A 21,892-nucleotide genomic window follows, 5' to 3' on the forward strand; every position below is an offset into this window, starting at 1 on the left:
GGCGCGGCCCTATCCGCGTCAGACAACAGGTGATGGAAATGGCACAGACTTGGACTCCGAACAGCTGGCGGCAAAAACCCATTCAGCAGGTTCCGGACTATCCGGACCTCGCAGCGCTCGAGACGGTGGAAGCACGTCTCGCGAAGTATCCGCCGCTGGTCTTTGCCGGTGAGGCACGGCGCCTGAAGAGCGCCCTTGCCAATGTCGCCGAAGGACGCGGTTTCCTGCTGCAGGGGGGCGACTGTGCCGAGAGCTTCGCCGAGCACGGCGCCGACACGATCCGCGACTTCTTCCGCGCCTTCCTGCAGATGGCGGTCGTGCTCACCTTCGGGGCGCAGCAGCCGGTGGTCAAGGTCGGCCGCATCGCCGGCCAGTTCGCCAAGCCGCGCTCGTCGGGCGTGGAGAAGCAGGGTGACGTGACGCTGCCGAGCTACCGCGGCGACATCATCAACGGCATCGAGTTCACGGAAGAGGCGCGCGTGCCCAATCCGGAACGGCAGATTATGGCCTACCGTCAGTCGGCGGCGACGCTCAACCTCCTGCGCGCCTTCGCGATGGGCGGCTACGCCAATCTCGAGAACGTGCATCAGTGGATGCTCGGCTTCGTGAAGGACAGCCCGCAGGCCGAGCGCTACCGCAAGCTCGCCGACCGCATCTCCGAAACCATGGATTTCATGAAGGCGATCGGGATTACAGCGGAGAACCATCCGAGCCTGCGCGAAACGGATTTCTTCACCAGCCACGAGGCGCTGCTGCTCGGCTACGAGCAGGCGCTGACCCGCGTCGACTCGACGTCGGGCGACTGGTACGCGACCTCCGGACACATGATCTGGATCGGCGACCGCACGCGCCAGCCGGACCATGCGCATGTCGAATATTGCCGCGGCATCAAGAATCCGCTCGGCCTGAAGTGCGGCCCGTCGCTGACGGCGGATGGCCTCCTGGAGTTGATCGATATCCTGAACCCGGCGAACGAGGCGGGCCGGCTGACGCTGATCTGCCGCTTCGGCCATGACAATGTCGCCGAGCACCTGCCGCGCCTCATCCGGGCCGTCGAGCGCGAAGGCAAGAAGGTCGTGTGGTCGTGCGATCCGATGCACGGCAACACGATCACGCTCAACAACTACAAGACCCGCCCCTTTGAGCGCATCCTGTCGGAAGTGGAGAGCTTCTTCCAGATTCACCGCGCCGAAGGCACGCACCCGGGCGGCATTCACATCGAGATGACCGGCAATGACGTGACCGAATGCACCGGCGGCGCACGCGCGCTCTCCGGCGACGATCTCGCCGACCGCTATCACACCCATTGCGATCCGCGTCTCAATGCGGACCAGGCGCTGGAGCTTGCCTTCCTGCTCGCCGAGCGCATGAAGGGCGGCCGCGACGAGAAGAGAATGGTCGTCAACGGCTGATCGTTTCGGAAAAGTCGCTGGTTCAAAAAATCTGAACCTCGAACGCATCGTCTGAATTTGACATTAGCCGGGCCGGCTTCAAATCTGGTCCGGCTTTTTCACGTCTAATGCATGTCGCCCGCAAGTGTGCAGCGGTTTTGGGACAACGACACGCATAAAGCGAGAACCTGAAGCGCATCGCATGAAGACATTCAATCGCGACGCGCTTTGGGCGCCGCCGCGTGTCCGATCAGACGCGTAAATGTCACTGTAGCGCTTCGGTTGCTGCACGTTTTCCTTATCGTTCCGCTTGCGGAACTTATGAGTGGAGTAGGTAATGACGGAAATCCATCAGGGCGGCTGCCTTTGCGGCGCCGTGCGGTTCAAGACGCATGGGGAACTGCGCGAGTTGATATATTGCCACTGCTCGCAATGCCGGAAGCAGACGGGTCTCTATTATGCGGCGACCAACGTCCTCGACAGCGCACTGGAACTGGAAGGCGCCGATCACGTCACCTGGTATCGCTCGAGCGGCGAGGCCCGGCGCGGCTTCTGCCGGCACTGCGGATCTGCGCTGTTCTGGAAAGCGGAGGGCCTCGACTACACCTCGATCCTCGCGGGTGCTTTCGAGACGCCGACCGGGCTCAAACCCGGCTACCATATCTTCTGCGCCGACAAGGGCGACTATTACGATATCGACGACGCGTTGCCACGTTTCGCCGGCTCACGATGAAACGAAAGAGCGACCCAATCGTCAACGCCGATCGGCGGCCTGATCGAAGGCGCTCGCCAGCGCCTCGACCTTGATCGCCTGCCAGGAGGCGTATTCCTCGACCAGCCGCGCGCTCAACCAGAATCGACCGCGCCGGCCGGCGTCGGCCCTTCCGAGATAGCCGCCGGTCTCGGCATAGGCGAACAGCCGCCGGAGATGCGTGTTCGATATCAGGTAGTGCTCGGCGAGTTTTGCCAGATTGACGTCGATCCAGATCTTGCCGTCCACCGGTGCCAGGCTCGGTGGGTGCGCCATCAGATCGTCGAGGATTATGCCGCCCGACTCCGACCAGACGAAGACGGCAATGCCGTCCGGCGGCTTCGTCCACTTCACGTCGGCGAGGAGGCGCCGGGCGGCCAACGGCTGGGCACGCTCGAAAATAGTGGCGTCGTCCTCGACGCGTCGTACCCGGTTGCCGCCGTCGAGGAGATCGAGCGTACTCATCTGGCTCCTGAACCAGAGCTGCATGGCATCGCGGCTGGCCTCGGTCGGCTCGAGCGGGCGCGCTTTCCGGGTGCGCCCGCCGGCCGCCGGGCGGAGCAGCTTATAGGCGACGAGTTCCGCCAGGAAAGCCGCCGTCGTGTTGCGGCTGGCGCCACCCGTATCGCGCATCAGTTTTAGCAGCCTCGCGGCCGTGATGCCCGAATCCGGGTTGTCGGGATCCCGTTCGAGGTGCAGCGCATAGGCGGCCTGGGTGAGCATCCATTTCTGGTGAGAGGCGACGAGGCGGGCGATGCGCGGGAAGAGATCGTTCACGGAAATCAATGTGCGCGCGGCCGCCTGCAGAACCGGTCGGAACTCCGGATTTTGCAGAAGAGCATGCACGGTAAAGCCGGCGGGAGCCGGTTGCTCGACGGGTTGCTTCGCTACGACATGCGGCATCAATTGCGCGTGCCCCCAATCTCCATCGGCCGGGACCGTGTTCGTCGGCCCCGACACCCCTAAAGCGCGTCTCGATTGAATGTCTTCATGCGATGCGCTTCAGGTTCTGTTTTCATGCGTGTCGTTTTCCCAGAACCGCTGCACACTTTTGGGCGACATGCATTTAGCATTCACGCGTTGTCCTTAATGCGCAAGCTCGCGTTTTTGTTTCCGATGCGATTAGGGGGTGCGGGCGGCCGGAGGGGGCGCAGAGAACATAAAGCGCGCCGCGTGAAAGCGCGAGGTGCGGAGGACCTCTCAAGCGGGTTTGCGGAATGGCGCTGTAGGGAGGCGGCCCCGGAACGGTTCATCCGTCCCGAGGCGACAAATCACAAGCCGGCCTGGAGCAGTTCGGCGTGGGACTTGAAGAAGCGCTCGGTGCTGTAGCGCTTGCCGAACATCATGTCGTGCTGCAGGAAGCGATAGTCGCGCAGCGACGGCGGGATCTTCGGCTGGCGGAGCCAGTCCGCGACCTCCTTGCCGTTCTTGCGGATCAGCATGTAGCGGTCGAGCACGCGGAAGTGGTCGTAGACCTTGCCGAGGAAGCCCGTGTAGTAGGGATGCTCGTAGCCTGCCTGCTTCAGGATCTGATAGGACAGGAAGGCGGGGCTGATCGTGCCGATGTCCTTCTTCGCACCAGTCTTGTTCGACCAGACGACAAGCGGCGTCTCGTGCTGGGCCTTCATCTGGTCCTTCGGCCCCTTGCGCTCCGCGGTAACGTCCTTCATGTATCCGGTGCTGGTGTAGACCGTGTTGAGCGGCGGCAAATGGTCGCCGAAGAGGACGATGATCGTCTCGCGATCGCGCTTCTTCGCCCAGTCCATCAGCATCTTCAGGCTATCGTCGGCTTCCTTGACGCCCTGAGCGTAGGTGGCGAGCACCTGACGGTCGGCTTCGGGGATATTGCCCTCGACCTTGATCGTGTTCTTCGCATAGCGGTTCGGCTCGTAGGGGCCATGGCCCTGCAGGGTCACCGAAAAGAAGAAGAACGGATCCTCCATGGCATCCGCCTGCCGGATGATTTCCTTCGTCAGCGCCTCATCCGAAGCGAAGATCCCGCGCTTCTGCATCGCCGGCATGTTCTCTTCCGACCTGAACGTGTCGAAGCCGAATGCCTTGTAGACGGCCGTGCGGTTCCAGAACCAGCCCTGGAAAGGGTGGATGGCGCGCGAAACATAGCCCTCGCTGCGGAAGAAGGTGGCAAGCGACGGGATCGGATTGCGGATATATTGCTGGTAGGGAATGCTGCCATAGGGCAGGAATGCATTGGAGAAGCCCGTCAGCGCCTCGAATTCGACATTGGCCGTCATGCCCCCGAACTCCGGCGAGAAGACGTCGCCGCCCTGCATTTCGCGGATCGTCGGCATCGGATCGGGCGTCAGCTTCACCTTCGGCAGGCGGGTCGGATCCCAGAAGGACTCGCTCATGAGCACGATCACGTCCGGCTTGGCGCGATGCGTCGTGCCGGCGGGAAGCGGCTTCACCGGAATACGGTCGATCGCATCCGCCATGTAGCCCGCCGGCGCGCTGACATTCGCCATCGGGAGATTGATCGCGAAGGCGAGGGCAAAGCCGTTGTGCCGGTAGTTCTCGGTCTGGTCCCACATGATCGGAATGACCCGCAGGCGGTCGCGGACCCAGGAGAACTGGTTGTAGTCCATGATGTGCCAGAAGGCGGCGAGCAGCGGCAGGGCGAAGACGATTCGCGCGAGGCGCTCTCTATGCTTCAGCTTGGGAAAGTTCCGCCAGGCATAGCGAAGAAGCAGGGCCGTGACGACGACCGCGGCAAGGAGGCCCGCGACGACGCCGACGGCGGTCCACGGCCGGTCCTTCACGAGCACCGGCATCAGTTCCATGATCTGCCGGCCGAAGAGGAAGTCGGTCGGATAGAGCGGGTCGGAGAGGAACACCTGCTTCTGCTGGCAGATGAACGCCGGGAGGATGGCAAGCGGCGCGACGAGCAGAGCCCCCTTGTGCTCGCGGCCGAACAGCGCGTCGAGCGCAAGCATGACGAGGAAGAAGGCGGCAACCGTGGTCCAGGCCGGACGCATCGGGTCGAGGAAATAGGCGACGGTGTCGGGGAAGGAACGGCGCACGATCCATTCGACGAAGAAAACGAGCGCCGTCGCGAGGAAAAGCGTAACGAGGGCGCTGCGCGTGCCCGACAGAGTCTGTCTAATGGATGAGCCTGGCCTATCGACGTAGACTTGAGAACGTGACGTGGCGGCAGAATCGATACGGGCCAACGGCTTCTCCAATTTCATAAATATTTCTTCTAACTGTCATACGACTGTCATCTTGAATGGGGGATGAATGATCGAACCCGCACAACCTTCTCCGAGTTCCTCGCGCCGCGAACGATTTCCGACCGCCCGCCGTAACGAACGGAGAACGCAGAGTTTTTTCCGGATTTTCCGTTTTCCTTGCGATTGGGTGTGGGTTTTTTGCCGCCGGATGGGGTAAGAACTGTCGAGGATGCCCGATGCATTCGCGATGAGAGACCGACAGGCCAGCCGATGACTGCACAGAAGACCGCTCCTTCCACGCTACGGATCGCCGTGGCACAGCTCAACCCGACCGTCGGCGATATCGCCGGCAATCTCGCGAAGGCGCGTGAGGCGCGCGCGGATGCGGCGCGCCAGGGCGCCGACCTCCTGCTTTTGACCGAACTCTTCGTCTCCGGTTATCCGCCGGAGGACCTGGTGCTGAAGCCGGCATTCCTGAAGGCCTGTGAGCAGGCCGTCGAGAAGCTTGCGGCGGAGACGGCGGACGGCGGGCCGGGCGTCGTCATCGGCTTCCCGCGCCAGGCCGGCGGCCTCAGGCACAATTCGGTGGCGGTGCTCGACGCGGGCAAGGTCATTGCCGTGCGCGACAAGGTGGACCTGCCGAACTACGGCGAGTTCGACGAGAAGCGCGTGTTCGACGCCGGCGAAATGCCGGGTCCCGTCAACTTCCGCGGCGTGCGGATCGGCATCCCGATCTGCGAGGACATCTGGGGCGAGCTCGGCGTTTGCGAGACGCTGGCGGAAAGCGGCGCCGAAATCCTGCTGTCGCCGAACGGTTCGCCCTATTATCGCGGCAAGGTCGACGTGCGCCATCAGGTGGTCCTGAAGCAGGTGATCGAGACCGGCCTGCCGATGATCTATGCCAACCAACTCGGCGGGCAGGACGAACTGGTCTTCGACGGTGCGAGCTTCGCCTTCAACGCCGACAAGTCGCTGGCCTTCCAGATGAGCCAGTTCGAGGAGGCGGTCGCCGTCTCGCAGTGGAGAAGGGGCGAGGACGGCTGGGTCTCCAGCAACGGCGTCAATTCCCGCATCCCGGAAGGCGAAGAGGCCGATTACCGCGCCTGCATGCTGGGCTTGAGGGATTACGTCAACAAAAACGGCTTCAGGAGTGTTCTTCTCGGCCTGTCGGGCGGCATCGATTCGGCGATCTGCGCCGCACTTGCCGTAGATGCGCTCGGCGAGGAGCGCGTCCGCACGGTCATGCTGCCTTACCGCTACACGTCCGAGCATTCCTTGAAAGACGCTGCCGACTGCGCCAAGGCGCTCGGCTGCCGCTACGACGTCGTTGCGATCGAAGAGCCCGTGGAGGGCTTCCTCAGCGCCCTCTCCGACGCCTTCGAGGGAACCGAGCCGGGGATCACGGAGGAGAACCTTCAGAGCCGTACCCGCGGCACCATTCTGATGGCGCTCTCCAACAAGTTCGGTTCGATGGTCGTGACGACCGGCAACAAGTCGGAAATGTCGGTCGGCTACGCCACGCTCTATGGCGACATGAACGGCGGCTTCAATCCCATCAAGGACCTTTACAAGATGCAGGTTTATGCGCTGGCGCGCTGGCGCAACGGCGCCGTTCCGCCCGGGGCGCTCGGCCCCTCCGGCGAAGTCATCCCGCAGAACATCATCGACAAGGCGCCGTCGGCCGAACTGCGCCCGAACCAGACCGACCAGGACTCCCTGCCGCCTTACCCGGCGCTCGACGATATTCTCGAATGCCTCGTCGAAAAGGAGATGAGCACGGAGGAAATCGTCGCGCGCGGCCATGACGAGGCGACGGTCCATCGCATCGAGCACCTGCTTTACATCGCCGAATACAAGCGCCGGCAGTCGGCGCCGGGGGTGAAGATCACCAAGAAGAACTTCGGGCGCGACCGGCGTTACCCGATCACCAATCGTTTCCGCGACAGGGGATAGCACAGGGGATGGCGATGCGCAGCTCGGTGGAGATCTTCGATGTTGCGACCGGCGAGACGCGCGTCGTCTGGCAGACCGAGCGCCTTGTCGAGGCGCCGAACTGGTCGCCGGACGGCAAGTTCCTCATCGTCAATGGCGATGGCAGTCTCTACCGGCTTGCCCTCGACGGTTCCGGGCCCGCGGAAATCGATACCGGCTTTGCCCGGCAATGCAACAACGACCACGGCATTTCGCCCGACGGCAGGACGCTCGTGATCAGCGACAAGACCCAGTTCGGCATGTCGGCGATCTATGTCCTCCCGATCGAAGGGGGCACGCCGCGGCTCGTCACGCGCAGCCTGCCGTCCTACTGGCACGGCTGGTCGCCCGACGGGCGCCTGTTGGCCTATTGCGGCATTCGCGACCATGTCTTCGACATCTATACGATCCCGGTCGAGGGTGGCGCCGAGCGCCGCGTGACCCAGGGGGAGGGCCGCAATGACGGGCCGGACTGGTCACCGGACGGCCAGTGGATCTATTTCAACTCCAGCCGCACCGGCCGCATGCAGATCTGGCGCACAAGGCCGGACGGCAGCGATGTCGAGCGCATCACCGATAGCCCCTACGGCGACTGGTTTCCGCATCCGTCGCCCGACGGCAGGCATCTGCTCGTGCTTTCCTATGACGGCGACGTCTTCGATCATCCGCGCGACCGCGACGTGCGGTTGCGGCTGATGGATCCCGAGGGCCGCAATGCGCGCATCATTCTCGCGCTCTTCGGCGGGCAGGGGACGATGAACGTCCCGAACTGGTCGCCCTCGGGCACGGCTTTTGCCTTCGTGCGGTACCAGCCGGAAGGGCTGTGAGCCGCTCATCGAAAGCGTACCCAACGACTTTCGCGCGTCCAATCGGTCGTGGGGCGCGCGCTGCGGTGGAAAGTGTTAAGCATTTCAATACCAGCTTTTTTAGTCCAAACTTTTTCATTGGTTTATATGCTCGTCCTCAGTCGGTCTGATTCTCGCGGGCAGCGCCAGACCTGGGCCGCGGGGGCGTGTCGTGATCGAGCAGAAGTTTCAAGACCTTGGGCGAAACAGAACCGTTTGGGCGATTCATGTCGCCTGCGCGCTTGTGGCGGTCCTGATCATTGCCAGTCTCCTCTTCGTGCTCAATCGGGCGGTCGGCGAAGCGGACCGCTTCGGCCTTTCGGCGGAGCGCCGACTGGTGGCAAACGAGTTGCGCCATCAGATGGACGCCGCGATCCAGTACCAGGCGGAGCTGTCCTTCTGGACGGAGACCTATGAGGAACTTGCCGATGGCGAGCTTGGCGACGCGTTCGTCTCCGACCAGTTGATCGACTGGCTTTGGGAGGACTACCGCTTCTCGTGGTTGATCATCACCGATCGCGGGCTCAATGCATCGACGGTCGTTCACCAGGGCGCTTCGGTAGCGGGCGCTGAGGCCCGCCAAATGCTGGCAAGCGTCAGCGATCTCGTCGAGGAGGCCGCGCGTCGCTACGAGAGTGCGTTGCGTTACGACAAGGGCTCCTATGTCCTCGATATCGTTCAGCCCGACAGGCGATCGACGGCCCCGGCCGTCCCCGGAATTCACGCGGTCGACCTGCGTTCGATCGACGGAGAGATGAGCATCGCGATCGTCCAGGCCGTCATTCCCGACAGCCTGGAGATTTCGCGCGAACGCCGCAATCCCGCCTTCATGGTGTCGGTGCGTCCGATCACGGCGATGGCGATGCAGGGCATCGGGACGAAGCTGGGGATGAGCGGGCTCGCCTTCGTGCCGCTCGGACGCCTGCCGGCAGAGAGCGCTCACGTGGCGGCGGGCCGGTGTGCGGATTTCTCCTGTCCGGTTCTCGCCTGGACACCGAAGTCGCCGGGCGGCTTCCTGCGCGCCGAGATCCTGCCGAGCGTCATCATCATGGCGATCACGGCCGCACTGCTGATGGCCTTCGTAGCCTTGCGCTTCTCGGCGGTCTTCGCAGCGCTGCAGCAGAGCGAGGCGCTGAACCGCCATATGGCCACGCATGACCCGCTGACGGGGCTTTTGAACCGCGGCGGTTTCGAGGAGGCGCTGAAAGCGGCCTTCCGCGCCGGCGAACGCTTCGCGCTGGTCTATGTCGATCTCGACCGGTTCAAGGCGGTCAACGACCAGCATGGTCACGCCGCAGGCGACGCCGTCCTGACGGCGGTCGCATCGCGTTTCCGCGCGCGCGTCGCAGAGCACGGCGCCGTCGCCCGTCTCGGCGGCGACGAGTTCGCCGTCATTCTCTCCGGGGCGCTCGACGCCAAGACCGCCCGCGACCTTGCGGCAGGGCTGGTGCACGACGCCGCCTTGCCGGTGACTTTCGACGGCGGGATGCTGCTCGTCGGCGCCAGTGCGGGCATCGCCTTCCATCCCGCTCATGGGGGGACCGGGCGCGATCTCATGGCGGTCGCCGACGCCGCGCTTTACCTCGCCAAGAAACGCGGACGCAACCGTTTCTGCTCCGGTGACGACGTCAGGCCGGCAGACGTGAGCGGGAAGGCGGCAAAGAAGATCGGCTGAGCCCCGTCTTGCCTTTCGTCGGGCCCTGTGACCATATGCGCCCGTCAGGTGCCCGCGCATGCGGGAGAATCGGGAAGCCGGTGCAATTCCGGGACGTGCCCAACGCTGTGATGGGGACGGTCGCGCCAGAGACATGCTCTGAATGATTTCAGGGTATTGCCACTGAATCTTGAAGCGGTTCGGGAAGGCGGCGCGAGCGGATGATCCAAAGTCAGAAGACCGGCCTGGCGAGATGGACCGCCCCGCGCGGACGGCGGGAGGTTGTGCATTGTTGGGGATCGAACGATGCTGCCTGACCAGAACGGCTGCCTTGCGGCGGCCGCAGCCTTTTCGCCGGACGAGCGCGCCGCCGTCTACCGCGCCATCGAGACGCGCCGGGACGTGCGCGATGAATTCCTGCCCGAACCATTGCCCGAGGAACTGATCGCCCGCCTGCTCGGCGCCGCGCATCAGGCGCCTTCGGTCGGTTTCATGCAGCCCTGGAATTTCATACTCGTGCGGCAGAGCGAGACGCGCGAGCGGGTGTGGCGAGCCTTCGAGCGCGCCAATCAAGAGGCGGCGCTGATGTTTCCGCAGGAGGCGCAGGCGAAATATCGCTCGCTGAAACTGGAAGGGATACGCAAGGCGCCGCTCAGCATCTGCGTGACTTGCGACCGCAGCCGCGGCGGCGCGGTCGTGCTCGGGCGCACCCACAATCCGCAGATGGACGTCTATTCGACCGTCTGCGCCGTGCAGAACCTGTGGCTGGCGGCGCGCGCGGAAGGCGTCGGCGTCGGCTGGGTCAGCATTTTCCACGAAAGCGAGGTCAAGGCGATCCTCGGGATACCGGAGCACATCGAGATCGTCGCCTGGCTCTGCCTCGGCTTCGTCGACCGGCTTTACCGGCAGCCGGAGCTCGCCGTCAAAGGATGGCGCCAGCGCCTGCCGCTCGAGGAGCTCATCTTCGAGGAGGGATGGGGGCGGCGCTAGAGCATTCTGCAGTCAGGTGGAATCACCAGGGCGGTGGCGCGAACGTAGGTGAGCGTTTCCCGCTCGAAGCGTTGCCGTCAGTTGCCCTGCACCGGCTGATAGCGCGGGCCGAGCGGATGCTCGAGGTCGATCGCGCTCTCTTCCTTCGGAAGGAAGGTGGGGCCGACCACGCGGACCTTGCTGTTTGCCGGATCGTAGGGACGTTCCGCCACGGGCTTGGGCGGGGCCTTCTTCACGTCGCCGAGAGTTACGACCGAGGGGCTCACGACCGTGAGCTTGCCCGCGGGCGCGGCCTCGCCGGCATCGGTCTCGGCGGCCTGCGCAGGCTGGCAGCCGCAAATGCCGGGCGTGCCGACGTCGCGGGAGCGATAGGCGAAGGCCGTCGGGAGCTCCGTGTAAGGACGGCCGGTCGATGCCGAGACCATCTGGTCGGTCTCTTCCGTCGCCAGTTCGTGATAGTAAAGCTCCGTCTCCGCCCCGGGGCAACGCGCCCGGCAAAGTTCGGCATCGCGGCCGAAATCCGCCGGCGTGGCATTCGAGGAGATCGGAAAGAAGGCGCCATCGCAGGTGCGCACGCACATCGTCCGCAGGCTGCCCGCCATGCCGCCGTCCCAAAGGGGGAAATCGTCCATGCGCGGCTCGTCCATGAGCAGCGGGTAGTCTTCGCTGTCCGGCGGCAGATCCCGCAGAATGTTGCGGGGGAGGTCGGTCTCCTCGGCCGTCATGCGGGCGAACTCGTCCGCCCGCGGGGTCGTGCTCCACGCATTTTCTGCCTCGTGTGAGCAGTCGTTGATCTCCATCGCGGCGAGAATGCGCTGGCGCTTCGCCTCGTCGTTGCCGCCGATCAACTGCTGCCGCTGCGCCTTGAGCCTTCGGAGGTTCTCCTCCATGCGTGCGATCGTCTCGTCGATCTCGGCACAGGCAGCATCGCTGGTGCCGCCGATGACGACGACGCTGCCGTTGCTGCAGTCCATACGGCGGCGATCGTTCTTCGCGCGGCGCAACTCGATGTTCTGGCGCGAGACCGCGCCGGTGAAGTCGCGCAGGCTGGCGTTCGTGGTGACGCGTGCGGAAAGGTCGGCGAGGCGGGCACTAAGCCGGCTGCAGACGTCCGAGGCGGCGGCCGGTACGGCCGTCGCCAGCAGCAACGGCGCCAGGCCAGCCGCAATGCATCTCATCCTCCGGGACGCCGTTTTCCGGGATACTGGCACGCGCTCCGTCCTGCCTTGCGGCGGACCTTTTCGAAGAATGGCCCGCCTCTACTTTTCCATCATAGGACGTTGCGCGGACGGTGCAACGGCGGGCAAGCTTTTGCGTTAACGGCTGATCGCACCACGGCGCCGCACGCCTCATCGGATGCGCAAAGGCCGCCGTGGCACTTTGGAATGGCGTGCCGGGCCGCCGCAGCGGCCCGGAAAGGTCGTCAGGCCGCGCGGGCTGTCTCGAGAGACATCGGGCGCTCGAGCACGGTGCCTTCGATCGCGGCGACCGCCTTCATCGTTTCGAGCAGCTTTCTGCTGACCTCCCAGGCGATCGCCACCGCGTAGACGGAGCCGATCCTCTGCGGGTCGGCAATGCGCTCTCCAGGGCAACCCATGCGGCGGAACATGCGTTCGAGGAAGACATCGGTGACCGTGACGATGTGGCTGATGCCGGAGGCGAGGCTGAGCTCGCCGACCCCGCACATGAGTTCGGCGGCCGCGACCGTCACCTGGTTCGAGGACCGGTCCTGCGAGATCTCCGGCTCGATGCAGAAGCGGCTCGATTCCCATACCGAAGCGCTGCGTATTTCCGGATTATCGCCGAGCAGGATCGGGAACGTGTCGTCGAGCATGTTCGGCCCGAGCGTCGGCAGGAGCCTCAGGGAGCCGCGGAGCCTGCCTGTTTCCGGCGAATAGGACATGACGTAGAGCGGATTGGCCTGGTCGTAGTGATCGATTTCCCAGTCGCCCTCGGTCTTCACGTCCCATTTCAAGAAGTCGTGGAATACGCGCTTGCGCAGTCGGAACATCTCGTCGATGGCTTGGGGATTCCGGCTGCGAGCGTTTCCGTTCACTATCCTGATCATTTCTCGCTCCATGCGTTCTAGTTGCGCGATGGAGAGATGCTGTCAGGCTCGTGTGACACATGTAACTGTCGATTGTGACAGTTTAATCCCGCATCTTTTCCCGGTAGATTTGTGGGGCTTCGGTCCTGCGGAGGGGCGGGCCGGAGAAGCAACCCGTCAGATGGTGGGGATCAGGGCGTGGCGCACGGCCTGTGCCACGGCCTGCGTGTTGGAGACGACGTTGAGCTTGCGGCGGGCATTGGTCATGAAGAAGCGCACGGTGCGCTCGGAGATGCCGAGGATCGTCGCGATCTCCCAGTAGCTCTTGCCTGCGGCCGACCATGTCAGCACCTCGGTCTCGCGTCCGGTCAGTCGCAGGTCCCGCTCGTCAATGGCGCCGGCCATGGCCGAATGCTCGATCATGGAGGCATGGAAAAGATTGGCGGCGAGTTGGAAGTCGCGCAGGTGGCAACGGCGATAGGTAGACCACTCGGCCGGCGACATGTTGGCGCTGATCGCCAGCATCGCCATGCGCCCTGCAGGTGACGGCAGCGGCAGCGCCACGCCCTCGGTGGAAAGGCCAATTTCTTCGGCCGCCTCGAAGAGCGGCTCGCATTCCGGAAAACGCCGCCGGGCGGTTGCCCACTCCACGGGCCTGACGCCCCCGAGCGCAAGCCTGAGGATCGGGTCGATCCGGTGGAGCCCTTTCGAGACGTAGATTTCGGCGGCATAGGCGCCGAAGGTGTGATGCAGGCGGCAGATGTTCAGGCCGTCGGGCAGCGGCTCCGCCTCGAGATAGAGGAGATGCGCGATATCGAAGGTACGGCGCATCAGGGTGAAGAAGCGCTCCGGTTCCGCGCAACCTCCGTATTCCACGATATCCAGCAGATCGAGGACAGCCTGTTGATTAGTCATGCCGCAACACCGATTCATGCCCCTAGATAAACATGGTTTAGGGTGGCGGGTTTTGTCTAGTGCTATATTTCGTAAACCGTGAAACTATCCTGCGCCTGCAAGCCATAGTAGAATTCCAGGCGAACAAAACCGGGATTTTTGGCCAATTCCCAGCCTAGAGGTCGAGAAAACACGCGCTCCGCGCGAGAACTGGCCGAAAAGTCGCCACCCCTCAAACGGGGTGGCTTGCCTCGACGACGGCAAGCGCCGCCATGTTGACGACGCCGCGCGAGGTGACGGACGGCGACAGGATGTGAGCCGGGAGCGCCGAGCCGAGCAGGATCGGCCCGACATGGAGGCTGTCGGTCATCGTCTTGACCACTCCGAGGGTGATGTTCGCTGCATCGAGATTGGGGAAGACGAGCAGGTTGGCTTCGCCGTTCAGCGTGCTGTCCGGCATCACCCGCTGGCGCAGCATTTCCGAAATCGCGGCGTCACCGTGCATCTCGCCGTCGACTTCGAGGTCCGGCGCGAGCTCGCGCACGAGCTGCAGGGCGGCGCGCATCTTCGAGGCGCTTTCGGAATCGCGCGAGCCGAAGTTCGAATGGGAGACGAGGGCGGCGCGCGGCGTGATGCCGAAGCGCCGGATCTCGCTCGCGGCCATGACGGTCGTCTGGGCGATCGCCTCGGCGCTCGGGTTGTAGCTGACATAGGTATCGGTGAAGAAGGTCGCCCCGCGCTGCGAGATCAGGAGGCTGAGCGCCGAGAAGTCATAGACGCCCTGGCGCTTGCCGATGATCTGGGAAACGTCGCGCAGATGCTTGCTGTAGCGTCCTTCGACGCCGCAGATCAACGCGTCCGCCTCGCCGCGCTTGACCGCGAGCGCCCCGATGACCGTCGTATTGGTACGCACGATCGTGCGGGCGGCTTCGGGGATGACGCCGAGGCGGCCGACGAGGCCGAAGTAGTCGTCGACATAGTCGCGGTAGCGCGGGTCGCCTTCGGGATTGACAACCTCGAAGTCGACATCGGGCCGGATCCTCAGGCCGTAGCGGCGAAGGCGGGTTTCGATGATCTGCGGGCGGCCGATGAGAATGGGTTTGGCGGTCCCTTCCTCGAGCAGCACCTGGGCCGCGCGCAGCACGCGTTCGTCCTCGCCCTCGGCGAAGATCACCCGGTTCCTGGCGGCGTTCTTGGCCGCGGCGAAGACCGGCTTCATGATGAAACCGGAGCGGAAGACGAAGCGATTGAGCTTGTCGAGATAGGCGTCGAAATCCTGGATCGGGCGCGTCGCGACGCCGCTTTCTGCCGCGGCCCTGGCCACGGCCGGCGCGATGCGCAGGATCAAGCGCTGGTCGAAGGGCGACGGGATGAGGTAATCCGGTCCGAAGACCGGCGTCTCGCCGGAATAGGCGCGGGCGGCGACGTCCGACGGCTCCTCGCGCGCAAGTCCGGCGATCGCGCGCACGGCGGCCATCTTCATTTCCTCGTTGATCGTCCGCGCGCCGCAATCGAGCGCACCGCGGAAGATATGCGGGAAGCAGAGGACGTTGTTGACCTGGTTCGGGAAGTCGGAGCGTCCGGTGCAGATCATGGCGTCGGGCCGGGCGGCGCGGGCCACTTCCGGCATGATCTCCGGCGTCGGGTTGGCAAGCGCCATGATCAGCGGCTTCTCGGCCATCTGGGCCAGCAGCTCGGGTTTGAGGACGCCGGCGGCCGAGAGCCCGAGGAAGACGTCGGCGCCGCCGATCGAATCGGCGAGAACGCGGTTGTCGCTCTCCTGCGCATAAACCGCCTTCCACTCGTCCATCAGGACCTCGCGCCCCTTGTAGACGAGGCCTTCGACGTCGTGGACCCAGATGTTCTCGCGCTTGGCGCCGAGGGTCACGAGGAGGTTGAGGCAGGCGAGCGCCGCGGCGCCGGCACCGGAGGCGACGATTTTCGCCTTGGCGATATCCTTGCCGGCGAGCTCGAGACCGTTGAGGACGGCGGCGGCAACGATGATCGCGGTCCCGTGCTGGTCGTCGTGGAAGACGGGTATTTCCATCTTCTCGCGCAGGCGCCGCTCGACCTCGAAACATTCGGGCGCCTTGATGTCCTCGAGATTGATGCCGCCGAAGGTCGGCTCCAGCGCCGAGATGACGTCGACCATGCGATCGACCGTCGGCGCATCGATCTCGATGTCGAAGACGTCGATGCCGGCGAACTTCTTGAAAAGAACGGCCTTGCCTTCCATGACGGGCTTGGAGGCGAGGGGACCGATATTGCCCAGGCCGAGCACGGCCGTGCCGTTCGATATCACGGCGACGAGATTGGCGCGCGCGGTGAAGTCGGCCGCGGTTTCGGGATTGTCCTTGATGGCGATGCAGGGCGCGGCGACGCCGGGGGAATAGGCCAGCGCCAGGTCGCGCTGGTTGCCGAGCGGCTTGATCGGCTGGATCTCGAGCTTGCCCGGGCGCGGATAGCGATGGAAGAAGAGTGCCTGCTGGTCAATATCTCCGCTCGTCGGAACGGTTTGCGATTTCGCTTTGTCGCCCGTGTTCATGCCTTGCATCCCTTGCGTTCAAGATCGAGGCCTTTTGGCACGATTTGCTGGGCGCGTACAGTTTCGCGACGCTTCTTTTCACGGTAGCGCCTTCGCCCGCCGTCCGCCCTTGTCATCTTCCTGAAACACGAGTCTGGTTTTGACGGTCGGCAAACGGCTTGGACAAGGCGAGGCTGGCATGGCGTCAACCAATCAGGAACCGGCACGGAAACTGCGAACGCTCTTCATTTCCGATGTCCATCTCGGCTCGAAGGCGGCCAAGACCGATTATCTCATCGATTTCCTGCGCCATCACGAGGCGGAGACCATCATCCTTGTCGGCGACATCGTCGACGGTTGGCGGCTGAGGCGCAGTTGGTATTGGCCGCAGCCGTGCAACGACGTCGTCCAGAAGCTTCTGCGCAAGGCGCGAAAGGGCGCCCGCATCATCTACATCCCGGGCAATCACGACGAGTTCCTGCGGGATTTCCCCGGCGTGCATTTCGGCGGCATCGAAGTGGCCCCGCGCCATGTCCATCAGGGCGCGGACGGACGGACCTACCTGGTGCTGCATGGGGACGAGTTCGACGTCGTGGTGCGCAACGCGCGCGTTCTCGCCTATCTCGGCGACTGGGCCTACGATATGGCGATCGCCATCAATATCGGCCTCGCGGCAATACGACGGCGTCTCGGCATGCCCTATTGGTCGTTTTCGTCATGGGCCAAGCTGCAGGTGAAGCACGCGGTGAACTTCATCGGCGAGTTCCAGAAGGTCGTGGCGGAGGAGGCGCGCCGCCATGATGCACAGGGTGTCATCTGCGGCCATATCCATCATGCTGTCATCGAGGACATCGACGGCATCCGCTACATCAATACGGGCGACTGGGTGGAAAGCTGCACAGCGATCGCCGAACACTATGACGGTACGATGGAACTGGTCACCTGGCGCCGGATGCGCGGCGACACGGCCGTGGGGGAGCGCGCGAGCGCAACCGAAGAGATACCGGCGCGGCGCCTTGCACAGCGGGCGGCCGCCTGATCGGCAGGCACGGGGCGATGCCGGGGCAGGCGTGGCGCTGTAGCGAAAACTAGCCGATGGCGGGAGGACGCGCCGTCGTGCTAGGTGTGGCAGACAGCCATCAGGTCTCTCCCCATGATTCCCTCATCAGTTCCCGCCGTCACGGTGGGGCCGCCGCCGTGTCATTTCGCGCTCCGCCTCGCGCTGCTCTTCAGCGCGCCGTTGATCGTCAACGGCTTCGCGATGCCGTATTTTCCGGTCTGGCTGAGCACGCTTTCGTTGAGCGATTTCGAGATCGGCATGGTGCTCGCCGTGCCGATGTTCGTCCGCGTCATCACGGCGCCGCTGGCGGGACTTCTCGCCGATCGCCTCGGCGAGCGGACGATCGTCCTGATCTGGTCGGGCTGCCTGTCGCTCGCGATCGCCATGGCCCTGTTCTTCGTCAAGGATTTCTGGCCGGTGCTCGTCATCTACGCGCTGCAATCGGCGGTCTACTCGCCCTATCTGCCGATCGTCGAGGCGATCGCGCTTTCGGGCGTGCGGCGCTGGGGCTTCGATTATGCACAGATGCGTGTATGGGGATCGGTCGCCTTCATCGGCGCCACGATGCTCGGAGGCTGGCTGATCGGCCTCGTCGGCGGGGCGATGGTCCTGCCGGCGATGGCGGTCGGGTTCGGGCTCACCATCGTGATGGCGCTTGCGGCGCCGCGGGTCGGCCGGCCGCGGCGGCCGTCGCCGATCACGGCGCTGACCGAGCCGCCGCCGCAATCGCTCCGGCAAACCGACCTGCAACTGCTTCTGGTGGGCGTCACGCTCGTCAACAGCAGCCACGCGATGCTTTTCGCCTTCTCCGCCATCTACTGGCAGCACATCGGCTACAGCGGCACCCAGGTCGGCGGGCTTTGGAGCGCCGGCGTCGCCGCGGAAGTGATCATGTTCTTCTTCGCCAAGGCGATCATCCGGCGCTTCAGCGTCTGGACGATGATCTTCTCCGGCTGCCTGCTCGCAGTCGTGCGCTGGCTGATTTTCCCGATGGATCTTGGATTTTCGGGCTACTTCGTTCTCCAGTGTTTCCACGCCTTTACCTACGCCATCATGCATACGGGCATGCAGTTGAAGCTGGTCGAGCGCGTCGCGGAGGAACAGGAGGCTGCGGCCCAGGGGCTCTATTTCTTCTACACCGGCATCTTCACAGCGATCTTCACCCTGCTGTCCGGCTATTTCTACGCCTGGTTCGGCGTCCAGGGCTTCTACTCCATGTCCGTCGTCGCCCTGACGGGGTGCGGTTTCGCGTTCGCCGGCTGGTCCCTTCAGCCCCAGAGGCTGGTCTCCGGCGGAAAGACGAGCGAGGCCTCGTAGCGCAGGCCCGGCGCGCGGTCCTCGGCAAGCAGCAGCGGCCCGTCGAGATCGACGAAATCGGCGCCCTGGGCGAGGAGAACCGCCGGTGCCATGGCAAGCGAGCTTCCGACCATGCAGCCGACCATGATCTTGAGGCCGAGCGCCTCGGCCGCGCGTCGCATGCGCAGCGCTTCCGTAAGCCCGCCGGTCTTGTCGAGCTTGATGTTGACGGCATCGTAGCGGCCGACCAACCGTTCAAGGTCTTCGGTCGCGTGCACGCTCTCATCGGCGCAGACCGGAACGGGCCGCGGCACCGAGGCGAGAATCTCGTCCCGGCCGGCCGGCAGCGGCTGCTCGACGAGCGCGACCCCGTTTTCGGCGCAGGCGGCGAAGTGGGCGGCGAGGTTCTCCGCGGTCCAGCCCTCGTTGGCATCGAGGATGATGCGGCTTTCCGGCGCGCCACCCCGGACGGCGCGGATGCGGGAGGTGTCGTCAGCCGTGCCGACCTTGACCTTCAGCAGCGCGCGATGCGCATATCTGGCTGCCTGGGCCATCATCTCTTCCGGTTCGGCGAGCGAAATGGTGTAGGCGGTGGTCAGCGGTACGGGGTCGGCAATGCCGGCAAGTGCGGCGGCGGTCGTGCGGCCCCGTTTCGCTTCCATGTCCCAGAGAGCGCAGTCCACCGCGTTGCGGGCAGCGCCGGGCTTCATCGCCCGCTGCAGCGCGGCGCGGCTGATGCCGGCCTCGATGAGCGGGCGGGTCGCCTCAATGGCGCCCGTCACCTGTTCGATCGATTCGCCGTAACGGGCATAGGGCACGCATTCGCCCCGGCCGGATATCTCTCCGTCGGTGATGCGGCAGGTGACGACGCTCGCCGTCGTCTTCGAGCCGCGGGAAATGGTGAACGTCCCGGCGATCGGGAAATGTTCGACGGTGACTGCAAGTGAAATCGGCATCGGGTGGAAACCTGTTGACTAAATCGGTCGGCGCGCCTGCGGCGGCGTATGCGTGCCTCGCGGCATAATGTGTCTTTTCTGCCGCATTTGCAGCGCCGCGCGCCCATTTAGACGCATAAGGACGACCGCCGCACTTTGAATCGCTGCATGATTCCTTAAATTCCGATATAAGGATCATCGAGTGGCGCCGTCTACGACTTTGAATTTCTGGACGATTTCGTCCTAAAATCGAATCTGGCTTTAATGATTATGCGAATGACGAACCGGAAGACCAAGATCACGTGACGCGCGCCGAAAAACAGATTGCTGCCGATGTCGTCCTTGACGCGGGTGCCGGGGGACCCGGCCGGCGCTACGTGTTCCGCGGTGCCTGGCGCCACGAGACGGCGGAAGCCATGGCGGCCAAGCTCAAGCGCCTCGGCAAACCCGCGGGCGGCCAGAACGAGTTCGATTTCTCCGGCATCACGGCAATGGACACGGCCGGCGCGTGGATCATCCGGCGCTTCATGAAGGGGCTCGGCAGCGAGGAGGGCGGCGAGGTCCGCTTCAGCGGCGGCGGACAGCGCTATGTCGAACTCGTCCGTGCGCTGCCGGAGCAGCTGCGGCAGCCGGAACGCGACACCACCCGGGCGCCGCTGTTCCAGCGACTGTTTGCGCCCATAGGCGAGGTGACGGTGTCGATCTGGACCGACACGGTCGCCGCCATGTACATCCTCGGCTCGGCGGTTCGCGGCGCGCAGATGAAGCTCGGGCGCCACGCCGGCGTGTCGCCGGCGGCGATCGTCCACCAGATGGACCGCATGGGCGTCATGGCGACCCCGATCATCATGCTGATGTCCTTCCTGATCGGCGCCATCATCGCGCAGCAGGGCGCCTTCCAGCTCCGTTCCTTCGGCGCAGAGATTTTCGTCGTCGATCTGGTCGGCATCCTGCAGCTGCGCGAAATCGGCGTGCTGCTCACGGCGATCATGATCGCGGGCCGCTCGGGCAGCGCGATCACCGCCGAAATCGGCTCGATGAAGATGCGCGAAGAGGTCGACGCGCTGAAGGTCATGGGCTTGAGCCCTGTCGGCGTTCTCGTCTTTCCGCGCCTCGTGGCGCTGACGGTCGTCCTGCCGCTCCTGACGATCATCGCGAACTTCGCCGCGCTGACCGGCGCCGCCATGGTGGCCTGGGGCTATTCCGGCATCACGATACCGACCTTCCTCGCCCGATTGCAGGAGGCGGTCGATTTCTCGTCAGTGGCGGCGGGCATGATCAAGGCGCCCTTCATGGCGCTGATCATCGGCGTCGTCGCCGCGGTCGAGGGCCTGAAGGTCGGCGGCAGTGCCGAGTCGCTCGGCCGGCGCGTGACCTCGTCGGTCGTCAAATCGATCTTCGTCGTGATCCTGGTCGACGGCTTGTTCGCCATGTTCTACGCGGCAATTGATTTCTGAGGCGGGCGAAACATGGTTCAGGCGGTCATGGAGAAGGAGCCGGATGTGGCGGCGGAGCGGCGCGAGGCCGTGCTTTCCGTTCGCGACCTGACGGTGGGCTTCGGCGACCATATCGTTCTCGACAAGCTCAATCTCGAAGTGCTGCGCGGCGAGATCCTCGGCTTCGTCGGCGCTTCGGGCACCGGCAAATCGGTGCTGATGCGCACGGTGCTGCGGCTCTTGCCCAAACGGAGCGGCGCGATCGAGATCCTCGGCGCCAACTACGACCAGGTCAGCGAGGTCGAGCGCATTGCGCTCGACATGCGGCTCGGGGTGCTGTTTCAGCACGGCGCGCTTTTCTCGGCGCTGACGGTGCGCGAGAATATCCAGGTGCCGATGCGCGAGTATCTCGACCTGCCGCAGGACCTGATGGACGAACTGGCGCGGCTGAAGATCGAATTGGTCGGGCTGGCGCCGGAGGCGGCGGAGAAATATCCGTCGGAGCTTTCGGGCGGCATGATCAAGCGCGCGGCGCTCGCCCGCGCGCTCGCCCTCGATCCGGACCTCGTGTTCCTCGACGAGCCGACCTCGGGCCTCGACCCGATCGGCGCGGCGGAGTTCGACGAATTGATCGCGAAGCTCCGCGACACGCTTGGATTGACCGTGTACATGGTCACTCACGATCTGGACAGCCTGTTTTCCGTCTGCGACCGGATTGCGGTCCTCGGCAACAAGCGGGTTCTGGTCGAGGGGACGATCGAGGACATGCTCGCCTGCGACGAGCCCTGGGTGAGATCCTATTTCCGGGGCAAGCGCGCAAGGGCGGTCGTGCGCGAGCACGGCTGAGGCAAGAGATTGGACAGGCAAGCTTCGCGCAAGCCCGATTGCGGAAGCAGCCATGAAGGCGGCA

The 21,892-nt window shown here is 64.4% G+C and carries 17 protein-coding genes and 1 riboswitch; of the genes, 10 read left to right on the forward strand and 7 right to left on the reverse strand.

Annotation, left to right across the window (positions count from 1 at the left end):
• Positions 1 to 38 precede the first annotated feature (38 nt).
• Together ATB98_RS03350 and ATB98_RS03355 are read left to right on the forward strand one after the other, a co-directional pair.
• Positions 39 to 1,412: a class II 3-deoxy-7-phosphoheptulonate synthase gene (locus ATB98_RS03350; RefSeq protein ID WP_066869056.1), complete on the forward strand. Its 1,374-nt coding sequence runs from the start codon at positions 39 to 41 to the stop codon at positions 1,410 to 1,412.
• 316 nt (positions 1,413 to 1,728) lie between these two features.
• Positions 1,729 to 2,124, forward strand: coding sequence for a GFA family protein (locus ATB98_RS03355; RefSeq protein ID WP_066868990.1), 396 nt, complete (start codon positions 1,729 to 1,731; stop codon positions 2,122 to 2,124).
• 21 nt (positions 2,125 to 2,145) lie between these two features.
• Here ATB98_RS03355 and ATB98_RS03360 read toward each other — a convergent pair whose 3' ends face one another.
• Together ATB98_RS03360 and ATB98_RS03365 are read right to left on the reverse strand one after the other, a co-directional pair.
• Entirely contained in the window at positions 2,146 to 3,045 is a 900-nt protein-coding gene (locus ATB98_RS03360; RefSeq protein WP_084435269.1) for a hypothetical protein, read from the reverse strand.
• 368 nt (positions 3,046 to 3,413) lie between these two features.
• On the reverse strand, positions 3,414 to 5,330 hold the full coding sequence (locus ATB98_RS03365; RefSeq protein WP_084435271.1) for an LTA synthase family protein: 1,917 nt from the start codon (positions 5,328 to 5,330) through the stop codon (positions 3,414 to 3,416).
• Positions 5,331 to 5,600: 270 nt separating this feature from the next.
• Between ATB98_RS03365 and ATB98_RS03370 the strand changes: the two genes are divergently transcribed.
• From ATB98_RS03370 to bluB, 4 genes are all read left to right on the forward strand, one after another.
• Positions 5,601 to 7,283, forward strand: a complete 1,683-nt coding sequence (locus tag ATB98_RS03370; RefSeq protein ID WP_066868995.1) for an NAD+ synthase — start codon at positions 5,601 to 5,603, stop codon at positions 7,281 to 7,283.
• A gap of 14 nt (positions 7,284 to 7,297) precedes the next feature.
• A complete protein-coding gene (locus ATB98_RS03375; RefSeq protein ID WP_066869062.1) occupies positions 7,298 to 8,128 on the forward strand; it encodes a TolB family protein in 831 nt (276 codons plus the stop codon).
• A 190-nt stretch (positions 8,129 to 8,318) separates the two neighbouring features.
• Positions 8,319 to 9,821 (forward strand): diguanylate cyclase domain-containing protein, encoded by a 1,503-nt coding sequence (locus tag ATB98_RS03380; RefSeq protein WP_066868997.1) that lies wholly within the window; start codon positions 8,319 to 8,321, stop codon positions 9,819 to 9,821.
• Between the two features lie 29 nt (positions 9,822 to 9,850).
• Positions 9,851 to 10,063: riboswitch (cobalamin riboswitch) on the forward strand.
• Between the two features lie 43 nt (positions 10,064 to 10,106).
• Positions 10,107 to 10,790, forward strand: coding sequence for a 5,6-dimethylbenzimidazole synthase (gene bluB / locus ATB98_RS03385; protein WP_066868999.1), 684 nt, complete (start codon positions 10,107 to 10,109; stop codon positions 10,788 to 10,790).
• Positions 10,791 to 10,867: 77 nt separating this feature from the next.
• On the opposite strand, the gene ATB98_RS03390 is transcribed toward bluB, so the two are convergent.
• The 4 genes from ATB98_RS03390 to ATB98_RS03405 form a co-directional block, all read right to left on the reverse strand.
• Complete coding sequence (locus tag ATB98_RS03390; RefSeq protein ID WP_066869002.1) at positions 10,868 to 11,968, reverse strand: DUF2865 domain-containing protein; 1,101 nt, start codon at positions 11,966 to 11,968, stop codon at positions 10,868 to 10,870.
• A 245-nt stretch (positions 11,969 to 12,213) separates the two neighbouring features.
• A complete protein-coding gene (locus ATB98_RS03395; RefSeq protein WP_066869004.1) occupies positions 12,214 to 12,858 on the reverse strand; it encodes an acyl-homoserine-lactone synthase in 645 nt (214 codons plus the stop codon).
• A gap of 156 nt (positions 12,859 to 13,014) precedes the next feature.
• The gene (locus tag ATB98_RS03400) at positions 13,015 to 13,752 is read right to left on the reverse strand and encodes a helix-turn-helix transcriptional regulator (protein WP_066869006.1); all 738 of its coding nucleotides are present in this window, start codon (positions 13,750 to 13,752) and stop codon (positions 13,015 to 13,017) included.
• A 211-nt stretch (positions 13,753 to 13,963) separates the two neighbouring features.
• Positions 13,964 to 16,276, reverse strand: a complete 2,313-nt coding sequence (locus ATB98_RS03405) for an NADP-dependent malic enzyme (protein ID WP_066869065.1) — start codon at positions 16,274 to 16,276, stop codon at positions 13,964 to 13,966.
• Positions 16,277 to 16,454: 178 nt separating this feature from the next.
• On the opposite strand from ATB98_RS03405, the gene ATB98_RS03410 reads away from it, so the two are divergent.
• On the forward strand, positions 16,455 to 17,294 hold the full coding sequence (locus ATB98_RS03410; protein ID WP_066869009.1) for a UDP-2,3-diacylglucosamine diphosphatase: 840 nt from the start codon (positions 16,455 to 16,457) through the stop codon (positions 17,292 to 17,294).
• Between the two features lie 114 nt (positions 17,295 to 17,408).
• Positions 17,409 to 18,632 carry an MFS transporter gene (locus ATB98_RS03415; RefSeq protein WP_066869012.1) on the forward strand — a complete coding sequence of 408 codons (1,224 nt, stop codon included), beginning with the start codon at positions 17,409 to 17,411 and terminating at the stop codon, positions 18,630 to 18,632.
• Here ATB98_RS03415 and dgcA read toward each other — a convergent pair.
• Complete coding sequence (gene dgcA, locus ATB98_RS03420; RefSeq protein WP_066869015.1) at positions 18,584 to 19,567, reverse strand: N-acetyl-D-Glu racemase DgcA; 984 nt, start codon at positions 19,565 to 19,567, stop codon at positions 18,584 to 18,586. The two genes, ATB98_RS03415 and dgcA, sit on opposite strands and share 49 nt — an antisense overlap.
• 281 nt (positions 19,568 to 19,848) lie before the next feature.
• Here dgcA and ATB98_RS03425 point away from each other — a divergent pair, with 281 nt between their 5' ends.
• Positions 19,849 to 21,003, forward strand: coding sequence for an ABC transporter permease (locus tag ATB98_RS03425; protein WP_066869018.1), 1,155 nt, complete (start codon positions 19,849 to 19,851; stop codon positions 21,001 to 21,003).
• Positions 21,004 to 21,015: 12 nt separating this feature from the next.
• Positions 21,016 to 21,828, forward strand: a complete 813-nt coding sequence (locus ATB98_RS03430; protein WP_066869021.1) for an ABC transporter ATP-binding protein — start codon at positions 21,016 to 21,018, stop codon at positions 21,826 to 21,828.
• Positions 21,829 to 21,892 lie beyond the last annotated feature (64 nt).

It is taken from the genome of Sinorhizobium saheli (assembly GCF_001651875.1).
Lineage (GTDB): Bacteria > Pseudomonadota > Alphaproteobacteria > Rhizobiales > Rhizobiaceae > Sinorhizobium > Sinorhizobium saheli.